The sequence below is a fragment of the Aeromonas sp. Y311-2 genome, from assembly GCF_027706025.1.
In the GTDB taxonomy this organism is placed as follows: domain Bacteria; phylum Pseudomonadota; class Gammaproteobacteria; order Enterobacterales; family Aeromonadaceae; genus Aeromonas; species Aeromonas veronii.
The window spans coordinates 1-11520 of record NZ_JAPDCL010000016.1; the positions used below are offsets into that span (position 1 = coordinate 1).

The 11520-nt window shown below is 56.8% G+C and carries 15 protein-coding genes; 2 read left to right on the forward strand and 13 right to left on the reverse strand.

What is annotated here, in order from left to right; translation table 11 throughout:
• From OKC42_RS14980 to OKC42_RS15000, 5 genes are all read right to left on the reverse strand, one after another.
• Positions 1 to 624, reverse strand: coding sequence for a cob(I)yrinic acid a,c-diamide adenosyltransferase (locus OKC42_RS14980; protein WP_270820192.1), 624 nt, complete (start codon positions 622 to 624; stop codon positions 1 to 3).
• The gene (locus OKC42_RS14985; protein ID WP_005337126.1) at positions 621 to 851 is read right to left on the reverse strand and encodes a DUF3820 family protein; all 231 of its coding nucleotides are present in this window, start codon (positions 849 to 851) and stop codon (positions 621 to 623) included. Before OKC42_RS14985 ends, OKC42_RS14980 begins: the two co-directional genes overlap by 4 nt.
• Before the next feature lies 1 nt (position 852).
• Positions 853 to 1524, reverse strand: a complete 672-nt coding sequence (gene queE / locus OKC42_RS14990; RefSeq protein WP_164979950.1) for a 7-carboxy-7-deazaguanine synthase QueE — start codon at positions 1522 to 1524, stop codon at positions 853 to 855.
• 61 nt (positions 1525 to 1585) lie between these two features.
• Complete coding sequence (gene queC, locus OKC42_RS14995) at positions 1586 to 2293, reverse strand: 7-cyano-7-deazaguanine synthase QueC (RefSeq protein ID WP_129503863.1); 708 nt, start codon at positions 2291 to 2293, stop codon at positions 1586 to 1588.
• Positions 2294 to 2313: 20 nt separating this feature from the next.
• Positions 2314 to 2937 carry a tRNA-uridine aminocarboxypropyltransferase gene (locus OKC42_RS15000; RefSeq protein WP_129503862.1) on the reverse strand — a complete coding sequence of 208 codons (624 nt, stop codon included), beginning with the start codon at positions 2935 to 2937 and terminating at the stop codon, positions 2314 to 2316.
• Here OKC42_RS15000 and rrtA point away from each other — a divergent pair.
• Positions 2936 to 3529, forward strand: a complete 594-nt coding sequence (gene rrtA, locus OKC42_RS15005; protein WP_074042643.1) for a rhombosortase — start codon at positions 2936 to 2938, stop codon at positions 3527 to 3529. The genes OKC42_RS15000 and rrtA overlap by 2 nt on opposite strands.
• Here the strand turns inward: rrtA and pyrF are convergent.
• The 6 genes from pyrF to cmk form a co-directional block, all read right to left on the reverse strand.
• Positions 3504 to 4205, reverse strand: a complete 702-nt coding sequence (gene pyrF, locus OKC42_RS15010; RefSeq protein WP_270803717.1) for an orotidine-5'-phosphate decarboxylase — start codon at positions 4203 to 4205, stop codon at positions 3504 to 3506. The genes rrtA and pyrF overlap by 26 nt on opposite strands.
• 18 nt (positions 4206 to 4223) lie before the next feature.
• Positions 4224 to 5390, reverse strand: coding sequence for a lipopolysaccharide assembly protein LapB (lapB, locus tag OKC42_RS15015; RefSeq protein ID WP_040098465.1), 1167 nt, complete (start codon positions 5388 to 5390; stop codon positions 4224 to 4226).
• 9 nt (positions 5391 to 5399) lie between these two features.
• Positions 5400 to 5684 (reverse strand): LapA family protein, encoded by a 285-nt coding sequence (locus OKC42_RS15020; protein WP_005337143.1) that lies wholly within the window; start codon positions 5682 to 5684, stop codon positions 5400 to 5402.
• A 158-nt stretch (positions 5685 to 5842) separates the two neighbouring features.
• Complete coding sequence (ihfB, locus tag OKC42_RS15025; RefSeq protein WP_005299934.1) at positions 5843 to 6127, reverse strand: integration host factor subunit beta; 285 nt, start codon at positions 6125 to 6127, stop codon at positions 5843 to 5845.
• 92 nt (positions 6128 to 6219) lie between these two features.
• Positions 6220 to 7890 (reverse strand): 30S ribosomal protein S1, encoded by a 1671-nt coding sequence (gene rpsA / locus OKC42_RS15030; RefSeq protein WP_005337148.1) that lies wholly within the window; start codon positions 7888 to 7890, stop codon positions 6220 to 6222.
• A 94-nt stretch (positions 7891 to 7984) separates the two neighbouring features.
• A complete protein-coding gene (gene cmk, locus OKC42_RS15035; RefSeq protein ID WP_019444698.1) occupies positions 7985 to 8677 on the reverse strand; it encodes a (d)CMP kinase in 693 nt (230 codons plus the stop codon).
• Positions 8678 to 8925: 248 nt separating this feature from the next.
• On the opposite strand from cmk, the gene ribA reads away from it, so the two are divergent.
• Positions 8926 to 9519, forward strand: coding sequence for a GTP cyclohydrolase II (ribA, locus tag OKC42_RS15040; RefSeq protein WP_005337152.1), 594 nt, complete (start codon positions 8926 to 8928; stop codon positions 9517 to 9519).
• Between the two features lie 81 nt (positions 9520 to 9600).
• On the opposite strand, the gene OKC42_RS15045 is transcribed toward ribA, so the two are convergent.
• Positions 9601 to 10557, reverse strand: coding sequence for a LysR substrate-binding domain-containing protein (locus OKC42_RS15045; protein WP_199427414.1), 957 nt, complete (start codon positions 10555 to 10557; stop codon positions 9601 to 9603).
• A gap of 63 nt (positions 10558 to 10620) precedes the next feature.
• Positions 10621 to 11496, reverse strand: a complete 876-nt coding sequence (locus OKC42_RS15050) for a LysR family transcriptional regulator (RefSeq protein WP_199427413.1) — start codon at positions 11494 to 11496, stop codon at positions 10621 to 10623.
• Positions 11497 to 11520 lie beyond the last annotated feature (24 nt).

Below are 11520 nucleotides of genomic sequence, written 5' to 3' on the forward strand. Positions count from 1 at the left end.
CTACCTGAAGCAACACCGCTTATATACCCGCACACTTGGAATTATTTGAGTCTCTAAAAATGAGGGGATCTCTGAGGCCTTGACCCACAGCACTTCACGATCCCCTGCCACGCAGATGAGATAGCGGGCAACGGTAAAGAACCAGTCACTCATCCGGTTCAGATAGGGCAGCACCTCGGGATTGACCCGCTCTTCCCGGCTCAATGTCAGCAGCAAGCGCTCGCAATGACGCACCAGAGTACGCACCACATGTGCTTGCGCCGCGGCACGGGAACCACCGGGCAATATAAATTGGCGCAGCGGTGGCAATGGCTCACTATAACGATCTATCTGCTGTTCAAGGCGATTGGTCCAGGCGGCATTAACCTGCCAAATCGATTCATTCTGGGCGTCGCTGGAGAATGCCAACTCCCCCCCCAGATCAAACAACTCCTGTTGCAACAGCTGTAAATCAGCCAATAAACCGATCTCTTGCGACGGCACGTCACAAATCAGCAAGCCAATATGGGAGTTGAGCTCATCGATATAACCGTAGGTCTCAACCCGCAAATGATCCTTCGGCAACTGGATACCATCGGCCAGCCGGGTCATGCCCTTGTCGCCCTGCCTCGTATATATTCTCATACCGACATCCTGTTAATAATGGGAATAATCATGGATTCGAGTCCATTGAGTTTGATTTCGTAAGCCAACGCCAGCGTCTGGCCCAATTTACCCGCAGGAAAACCGCTGCGCGCCATCCACACCAGATAGGGCTCGGGAATATCGATGATACGCCGCCCCTGATATTTACCGTAAGGCATCTTGTTGGTCAGAGTCAGCAGCACCTGTTCGTCGGATAGCCAATCCATATTAATCGATATCCAGATATTTATGAGTCTGGATTGAGAGTCGCCAGTTACGCGCGATACAGGTATCCATCGCCAATTGGGTGGCCCGTGGTTTCTGGCTGATCGGCTGCAAGGCAATGACCACATCAGGGCGCAGGGTAGCAGTAGCGAGCAGCGTATCCAGCTCTTCAATATGGTGCTCGGTGGCCACCGGATGCTTGATCTCGTTGGCCCGCTCCAGCGCCGAGACCAGCACAGGCAGCCCCCCTTTCATGCCAATTTTGGGGGAGACGGTCACCCAGGTCTGCTCATGGGTCTTGATCTCGCTGGTGCCACTGGTTTCAATCTGCACCTGATAGCCCGCCGCCAGCAGGGCTGACGAGAGTTCGTGCAGATCGTAGAGGCAGGGCTCGCCACCGGTGATCACCACATGGCGCGCCTGATAACCCAGATCGGTAAAGCTCTTGATAATCTGCGTGGTGCTGAGTTGGCTCCAGCAATCGGATTCATTGGAGCGATCAAGCACCGCCTCCTTGCCCACTTCACGAGCCGGATCAACAACCCAGGTATGACGGGTATCGCACCAGGGGCAGCCCACCGGGCAACCCTGCAGGCGAACAAAGATGGCGGGCAGGCCGGTAAAGATGCCCTCCCCCTGGATGGTCTGGAAAATCTCGTTGATTGGGTAGTGCATCTCGATCACGGCTTGTTGCAAAAGTCGCGGATTATACCCCAAGCCACGGCAAGACGCAGGCTCACTCTGCGCTTTTCTCACCCAGCCCGGTTTTCTCAAATAGTCTGGCCATGATGCCCGCCTTGTCGGCCAGATAGTTTTTAAGACCGCGACTGCGCAGTTCACACGCAGGACACGTGCCGCAACCGTCACCGGCAATGCCGTTGTAGCAGGTCAGGGTCTGCTGACGCACAGTATCAAGGTGACCATAGTGATCCGCCAGTGCCCAGGTCTCGGCCTTGTCGAGCCACATCAAGGGAGTTTCGAAACGGATGCCGCGATCCAGCCCCAGCGACACCGCCTGATTGAGGGCCTTGACGAACTCGTCACGGCAATCGGGATAGCCGGAGAAGTCCGTCTCGCAGACACCGGTGATCACCGCTTCGGCGCCCACCTGATAGGCATAGATGGAGGCCAGGGTCAGGAACAGGATATTGCGACCCGGCACGAAGGTGTTAGGCAGGCCATTATCCTGCAGCTCGCAGCTGACCGGGATGTCGTCACGGGTCAGGGCAGAGACCGCCAGCTCATTGAGCAGCGTCACATCCATCACCTTGTGGGCGGCGATCCCCAGAGCACTGCCCAGACGACGCGCGGTGTCGATCTCTTCCCGATGGCGCTGGCCATAGTCGAAGGTGATGGCGTGCACTTCATCATACCGGGCCAATGCCTGTACCAGACAGGTGGTGCTGTCCTGACCGCCACTGAAAACCACGACTGCTTTTTTCATCTTGATAACTCCTTGAATTGTCACGCGCGGCGGCCTTCGGCAAAGTCCTGCCACTGGGTATTCAACCGATTGAACAGGGTCAGCAAGGGCGCATAGCGCTCCGGCCTCCCCTCCCACCGGGACAAGAGGTGATAGCCCGCCTCTATGGTAGAGAGGGCATCGGGAAAGGGTTTCTTGCGAATGGCATATTGACCGGCAATGGCACCAATGCCGATGCGGGGCAAGCAGGCCAGTGCCGGGTTGCTCTGCAACATGCGATAGGCTTTGCGCCAGGTGCCGTCAAGCAAGATAAAGGCGACTGATGCGGAGCCAGAGGATTCACTCTCCCACTGTTGGCGAAGATCGGTCAGCGAAATGGCATCCTCATCCGGCCAGAGCAAATAATAACGACGGGATTGGTCAGCCAGCAGCACATTGAGCCACTCATCGCGGGAAAAGTCCTCCCCCACATGGATCTCGCACTGTTGCAAAGAGGCCGCCAGCAGTGCCGCGGTCCCCTTGGGATGTGCCACCTCGTTGGGGTGCTGCAAGATGTAGAGGGGCGTGTGATTGTCAACCGGCACAATATAATCGCACAGGCAGGCTTTGAGGGCTCGGGTGCAACGTGTACAGTATCGACTGTTCTTGTCGTTGGACTGTTTCATGTTGTCAGACAAATCTGGATTGCTCTGGGTTATCACGCTCTCTCTCACCAGCTTGCTACTCTTCTTTACCGTTCCCAATCTTCAGCTCTCCTTCGATCGGCCCTTGATCGCCGGGGGCGAAGGGTGGCGGATCATAACAGGCAATCTGGCTCATACCAATCTGTGGCACCTGCTGCTCAATCTGGGCGGCCTCGCCATCCTCTATAGCCTGTTTCGCGACTATCTGGGTGGGGCTCGCCTGCCGCTGCTGATGTTGCTGCTCTGGTTGGCAGTGGGCTTGGGGATCTGGTGGTGGTGCCCGCAGACCCAGTGGTACATGGGGCTATCCGGCTCGCTGCATGGCCTGTTTGTCTGGGGGGCAATGCAGGATATCCGCCACGGACGCCGCACATCGGGCTGGCTACTGTTGGCAGGGATGGGGCTCAAGCTGGCGATGGACTTCTACAACGCAGGAGAGAGTCCGATATCCACCCTGATCAATGCCAGGGTACACATCGGCTCTCATCTTATCGGGGCCGGTGCAGGCCTGTTGCTCGGCCTGCACCGTGTATCACTGAGTGAGCCTGTTACGCACCAACCAGCTCGGCATTGATGCTGGCCAGCATGGCGGCCGGATCGGCAGCCTGTGTAATGGGGCGACCGATAACCAGATAATCGGACCCCGCCTCGACCGCCGCTTTCGGTGTCATCACCCGGCGCTGATCCCCGGCCGCTGAACCGGTCGGGCGAATACCCGGGGTCACCAGCTTGAAATCTTCGCCCAGCAAGGCTTTCAACTCATGGGCCTCGTTGGCAGAGCAGACCACCCCATCCAGACCGGATGTTTTGGTCAAGGTAGCCAGCCGGATCACCTGCTCGGCAGGGCTCACATCCAGACCAAGAGGGATCATGTCGGACTGCTCCATGCTGGTCAGTACGGTCACCCCGATCAACAATGGCGCCTTGTCGCCATAAGGCAGCAGCGCCTCTTTGGCGGCACGCATCATCCGCTCACCACCACTGGCATGCACGTTGACCATCCAGACACCGAGCTCGGCACTGGCTGCCACGGCTTTGGCAACGGTATTGGGAATATCGTGAAATTTCAGATCCAGAAAGACATCGAATCCCTTGGCCACCAGCTGGCGTACAAACTGCGGGCCAAACAGGGTAAACATCTCCTTGCCTATCTTGAGACGGCACTGGGCCGGAGAGATACGTTCAACGAACGCTAAGGCATCTGCCTCGTGCTGATAATCCAGCGCTACCAGTACTTTGGGATCTTGCATCTCACATCCTATTGCTTGTTATTCACCGTCCAGACCACGGATCGGCTTGATGGAACCCCACTGGCGACAAGACGGGCACTGCCAGAACAGCGAGTGAGTGGCAAAGCCGCACTGCCGACACTTGTGGGTTGACTTGATTTTGATCTGCTCGCCGACCAGTTGTTGCAGCAGCTCGAGGCTCTCCTTGGCAGGCCCCTCCTCCGCACTGGCCAGCTGAAAACCCACCAGCTGGTAAAAACCTTTCATCGACGGATGACGACGCAGCTGACGCAGCACCAGCGAACGGGCCTGGCTCAGGCCATCACGCTCTTCAACCAGCTTGGCAAGGGCCAGGGTCACGCTGACACCGGCGTGATCCTCCACCGCCTTCTCAAGCAGCGGGATCAACGCAGGCGTGCGCCCCAACTGCTGATAGCACTCGAGCAATTTGGGCATTGCCTCGGAGGCAAAGTCGATATCCTGCTCGAACACCCGCAGCAGCTCCTTGCTGGCCTGCTCATACTCCCCTTCCGCCATGGCAAGCTCAGCGAGGCGCAAACTGGCCCGGGCACATGCCGGATTGATACTGAGCGCCCGTTTGAGCTTGGCCAGCCCCTCCCCTTTATTGCCCTCACGCAGCGCGATTTCAGCTTGCTCGCAATAGAAATGGGAAATGGGGTCGGCCAGCTTCTTGCCCTGGAATTTTTGCAGACGCATCGCCACATCGATGGCCTTGTCCCAATCCCGCAACTGCTGATGGATGATCAACAGCTGTGCCAGCGCCGTCTCTTCATAGTCGCTGTCGTCACACAGCTCATTCCAGAGCGCTTCCGCTCGGTCCAGCAGACCGGCAGCCAAAAAGTCGCGCGCAAGCTCCTGCAGGGCAAGCTGTCGCTGCTCCCGGGTCAGTTGGCGGGTTACCAGGTTCTGGTGGATCTTGATGGCACGATCGACCTCCCCACGCTGGCGAAACAGGTTGCCGAGGGAGAGGTGTGTTTCGATGGTTTCACTGTCCACCTCCAGCAGTTGGATAAAGAGATCCACCGCCTTGTCGGATTCATCGGACAGCAAATAGTTGAGGCCCGCCACATACTGGCGGGAAAACTGGTTACTCTGTTTTTGGGTGTCCTGGCGAACACTCCTGCGACCCATGTACCAGCCATAACCGGCGGCGATGGGCAACAGCAGGAAAAGCAGTTCAAGCATTGAGGAACATTATTCCTTACCCGGTGACCGGGCCAGCTCCAACTCGCGGGATTGACGACGCATGGTGCGGTTGAGGGTGCGGTTTTGCATTTTCAGGCGCAGGAACAGCAGGCCGAATACCAGCCAGCCCAGCAGAAAGCCGCCAGCGAAGAAGAAGCCCAACAGCATGGCAAGCGAAAACTCACCCTGAGCGATCAAGTAATTGAACTGAACCAGCTGGCCATTTTGTGAGCCCAGCGCCAGGGTCAGAACAAACACCAGCACCAGCGGAATGAGGGCCAAAATACGCTTCATAAGAGCTCCCTGTCAGTATCTAATGAGAGGCTGATTATCCTTAAAATCGCAGGCAGACTCTAGAGTGAATGGGAAAAGAGTTTAAGAAACAAGACGATTGGCACAGGAATCGGTGCCAAAAAGAAAAAAGGCATACCCGAGGTATGCCCATTTCTGCATTATTCAATGATGTTGACGCGCTCGCGCAACTCTTTGCCTGGTTTGAAGTGCGGGACATATTTCCCGGTCAGTTCAACCTTGTCCCCAGTCTTGGGGTTGCGGCCCACACGGGGCGCACGATAGTGCAGTGAAAAACTGCCAAATCCGCGGATTTCAATCCGGTCGCCGTTTTGCAAGGTCGACGCCATCTGCTCAAGGATCTCCTTGATGGCGGCTTCGACATCCTTGGCCGGCATATGCATGCGGCTGGCTGCCAGTTGTTCGATGAGATCTGATTTGGTCATAACGTTAAATCTCCTTCCCCGATCACATGCAATATTCATTTTGCCAGGATAAAAAAGGGCGGCGCAATGCCGCCCTTTTCTTGCATCAAGGATTACTCACCCTTGGCGGCTTTGAACGCTTCCATCATAGCATTGCTGAACACAACTTCTTCTTGCTGGTTCAGGTTATCGATAGCAACACGCTCATCAGCCTCGTCCTTAGCACGGACAGACAGGCTTACGGTGCGGTTCTTACGATCAACGCCCATGAATTTAGCTTCAACTTCGTCACCAACAGACAGCACCAGAGTGGCGTCTTCTACGCGGTCACGAGCAGCGTCGGAGGCACGCAGGTAGCCTTCTACGCCATCAGCCAGTTCGATAACGGCACCTTTGGCATCAACCTCGGTAACCTTACCCTTCACGATAGCACCTTTCTTGTTGTCAGCCAGGTACTTGTTGAACGGGTCTTCTTCGATCTGCTTGACACCCAGGGAGATGCGCTCACGCTCCGGATCCACTTGCAGAACAACGGCTTCGATCTCGTCGCCTTTCTTGAATTCACGCACGGCTTCTTCGCCCTGGTTGTTCCAGGAGATGTCAGACAGGTGAACCAGGCCGTCGATGCCGCCATCCAGACCGATGAAGATACCGAAGTCAGTGATGGACTTGATCTTGCCGGAAACACGGTCGCCTTTGGCGTGAGTTTCGGCAAACAGCTGCCACGGGTTGGATTTGCACTGCTTCAGACCCAGAGAGATACGACGACGCTCTTCGTCGATGTCCAGAACCATCACGTCAACCACGTCGCCAACGTTAACAACTTTGGACGGGTGGATGTTCTTGTTGGTCCAATCCATCTCGGATACGTGTACCAGGCCTTCAACGCCTTCTTCGATTTCAACGAAGCAGCCGTAGTCGGTCAGGTTGGTCACGCGGCCAGACAGACGGGTGGTCTCCGGGTAACGCTTGGCGATAGCAACCCAGGGATCTTCGCCCAGCTGCTTCAGACCCAGGGATACACGGGTACGCTCGCGGTCGAACTTCAGAACCTTGACAGCGATCTCGTCGCCAACGTTGACGATTTCGGAAGGATGCTTAACGCGCTTCCACGCCATGTCGGTGATGTGCAGCAGGCCGTCAACACCGCCCAGATCTACGAATGCACCGTAGTCGGTCAGGTTCTTGACGATACCCTTAACTTCTTGACCTTCTTGCAGGTTAGCCAGCAGGCTTTCGCGCTCGGAGGTGTTCTCGGTCTCGATCACGGCACGACGGGAAACAACAACGTTGTTGCGCTTCTGGTCCAGCTTGATGACTTTGAACTCGAGTTCTTTGTTTTCCAGGTGAGCGGTGTCACGGATCGGACGCACGTCAACCAGAGAACCCGGCAGGAAGGCACGGATGCCGTTCAGTTCAACGGTGAAACCACCCTTGACCTTGCCGTTGATGATACCGATAACGGTAGCTTGCTCTTCGTAAGCCTTCTCAAGCTGCAGCCAGGCTTCGTGGCGCTTGGCTTTTTCGCGGGACAGCTTGGTTTCGCCGAAACCATCTTCGATAGAGTCCAGAGCCACGTCAACGGTGTCGCCGACGTTGATTTCCAGCTCGCCCATGGCGTTCTTGAATTCTTCAGCCGGGATAGCGGACTCGGATTTCAGACCGGCGTCAACCAGTACGAAACCGTTCTCGATAGCAACGACAGTACCCTTGACGATGGAACCTTGACGGGTTTCAACGGCGTTCAGGGACTCTTCAAAGAGTTGAGCAAAAGATTCGATCATTGTTTATGTCACAAATGAAACATCCACTTGCAATCCGGCACAAGCGGGGCTGTTTTAAATAATCTGCGCCATCCTTGGTGCAGACGACCGGATGTCAGCTTGCGCTGGCATCACCAAGTTGTTGCTCTGCATAGGCGAGTACTGTTGCCAGCACTTCATCTATGGTCATGGCGGTAGAGTCTACCACCAGAGCATCTTCTGCCGGTTTCAGGGGTGCAGTAGCGCGATTTCTGTCGCGATCGTCACGTTCCCGAATCTCGGTTAAAAGACGCTCAAAGTTAACATCAAAGCCCTTATCTTGCAACTGCTTATAGCGACGCTGGGCCCGTTCTTCGGCACTGGCGTCGAGGAAAATCTTTACCTCGGCCTCAGGGAAAACCACGGTCCCCATGTCACGACCATCGGCAATCAGACCCGGGGCCTGACGAAATGCCCGCTGACGGCGCAACAATGCTTCGCGCACCCGGGGGAAGGCGGCGATTTTACTGGCAGCATTACCCACTTCTTCGGTGCGGATGGTGCGGGAGACATCTTCCCCTTCCAGGATCACCTTGACCAGATCGCCCTCAACCTGAAATTGCACATCCAGATTGGCAGCCAGTGGCACCAGTGAGGCTTCACTGTCCAGCTCTACATCGTGATGCAGGGCGGCCAGGGACAACACCCGATAGATGGCGCCCGAGTCCAGCAAGTGCCAACCCAGCTTCTCAGCAAGCAGCTGACACAAGGTGCCTTTACCTGCACCACTGGGGCCATCAATTGTCATTACGGGGGCCATCTGAGGCATAACTTCTCTCCTGCACTGTGTTGCTCCCATCCCGAAGGGGTGGGTTAATGGGCGCCGATTATACCCGAATGTGGTGAGCCTGGCAGTCATCAATCCGCACAAAGGGCCAAAACCCCGCCGGACAGCTGTGCTTGTATCTCATTTGGAGATTTCATTAAGCAATGCAGGGACTTGTTCTTATGGTCGTTCCTGACAAGGCGCGCTAAACTGGCCCCCTTTTTTGAGCCGTTAGTAGTAAGGAGCAACCTATGAGCAGCGTTACCCTCGTGGCCAAATCCAAATTGCCAACCCCTTGGGGCACCTTCACGCTGGTAGGTTTTCAGGAAACCGGCACAGGCAAAGATCACGCCGCACTGGTGATGGGCGACATTACCGGTGAAGAGCCCGTGCTGGGCCGGATCCACTCAGAGTGCCTGACCGGCGACGCCCTGTTCAGCCTGCGTTGTGACTGCGGTTTCCAGTTGCAGGCGGCCATGGAGAATATCGCCAAAGCCGGTCGTGGCGTGTTGCTGTATGTGCGTCAAGAGGGCCGTGGTATCGGCTTGCTCAACAAGATCCGCGCCTATCACCTGCAGGATCAGGGGGCCGATACCGTGGAGGCCAACGTGGCCCTTGGTTTCGCCGCCGACATGCGCGATTACACCATCTGCGCCGACATGCTCAAGCAGCTTGAAGTCAAGTCTCTCAAACTGATGACCAACAACCCGCGCAAGATGAAAGCCATGGAATCCTTCGGTATTCCGGTGGCCGAACGGGTTCCGTTGCAGGAAGGACGCAATCCCCACAACGAGTTCTATCTGTCGACCAAGGCCAACAAGCTGGATCATATGCTGAAGAAGTGAGCCAGCATTGACGAATGCCAGATAGTCAAACGCCTCCCATTGGGAGGCGTTTTTCTTGGGATGACCACACATCAACCCAAGCTATCTAAGTGGTACGGTCAAATTGGCCAGCAGAGCTTCAAGCTCTTCGCCAGTGCGGGCAGCACAGTATTGTTCGACCCGCTCGCGGGTCAATTGCGGCGCGAGACGTTCAATCAGATCGTAGAGATAGCCGCATAAAAATGCCCCTCTGCGCAACCCGATAGCGGCCACACCGCCTGGTAGCCAGGGCGCCGTTTTGAGCACCAGATCCCCATCGCGCTGGGGCTCCCAGGCAAAGGTTGCCATCACCCCTATACCCATCCCTTGTCTGACATAGGTCTTGAGCACATCGCTGTCGCTCGCACAGCAGGCGATCCGGCTCTCGGCATGAGCACAATCAGTGCCATGTGCAGCAGAGAGCGCCCTTCCATCGGTCACCAATGCAAACTCCACCAGCTCGGCCGGGGTCAGCGATGTTGCTTTGGCCAACGGATGATCCTTGGGTAGCACCAAGCCCCGTTGCCACTGAAAAGAGGGGAGCACAAGCAGATCGCTCCCCTCCTCCGGTTCATCCGCCAGCAGCAGATCGGCAGCGCCATCATGCGCGGCTGCGCGGCACTGCGTCGCACTCCCCTGCATCACAGTTACGGCAACTTTGGGAAAGCGGGCCATAAACCCCTTGAGGATGGCGGGCAGAATATAACGGGCTTGCAGATGAGTAGCCGCAATGGTGAGGGTTCCCTGCTCCGGATGCACATGCTGCCTGGCCATCACTTTGATGGTGGCGACCTTGTCCAACACCTCGGCGGCCACTTTGATCACATCCCGACCGATGGGGGTGATCTGGGTCAGGTGTTTACCGCTGCGCTCGAAGATCTGGATCCCCAGCTCATCCTCCAGCATCCGCACCTGTTTGCTGATCCCGGGCTGGGAGGTAAAGAGGCTCTCGGCGGTGGCCGACAGATTCAGCCTGTGGTTCGCCACCTCGACGATATAGCGCAATTGCTGCAATTTCATGGTGTAGCCCTCAAGCGAACCCACCGTTAATAGTAACAAACTTTCAGCAATGGCCCGCCGCCATCAGGCCGGGCGATCCTTGAGTAGGAAATCACGCAAGGCACGGTTGGCCATGGAGAGCGGATCGCCACGCCGCCACGCCACACAGAGGTCGAGGTAGATGGGCGGGGCGAAGGGCACGCCACTCAGATCCGGCTCCTCTTCCAGCACCATCCGCAAGAAGGTGGTCACCGCAAAACCTTGCCGTACCACCGCCTTGAGCAGAGGGATAAGATTGCTCTCGAAGGCGATATCGGGTTCAACGTCCAGGCTCTGGGCTAGCGCCTCCATATGCTCTCGGTGGTAAAAACCACGGCGAAACAGCGCCAACTCCTGAGCAAAGAACTGCGAGAGGGTGACGGCCGATGCGCCACGCAAGGGGTGATCGTCCCCCACCACCATCAACATCTCTTCGCTCAGCAGATGCGCTCCCTCGATGGCGGGGGGCAGATCACTGGTGATGAGAATGGCCAGATCGAGGGAGCCATCCACCATCCGGCTGAGCAGCTCACGGGTGCCGGCCTCTTCGACCCGGATCTTGAGGCCGGGATAGCGATGCTTGAAGGCCATCAGACGAGGGGGAAAATAGTAGGAGCCCATCATGTAGGGGATCCCGATCCGCACCTCCCCCCGCTCCAACCCCTTGAGCTCGGCCATCTCGGCCTCGGCCTGATGCATCTGCAGCAACAAGCGCTCGGCATGGCGACAGAGCACCTCTCCCTCCGGGGTGAGCCGTACCGCCCGGTCCTGTCGATCAAACAGCCGCAATTCGAGCTGCTGCTCCAGCTTGGCGATGGCCATGCTGATGGCGGGCTGTGCCACATGCAGACTGTTGGCTGCCTTGGTAAATGAGCCGGCATCCCTGACCGCCAGCAGATAGGTGAGCTGTTTCAGATCCATGTATCAATTCATCTTATGAGATGG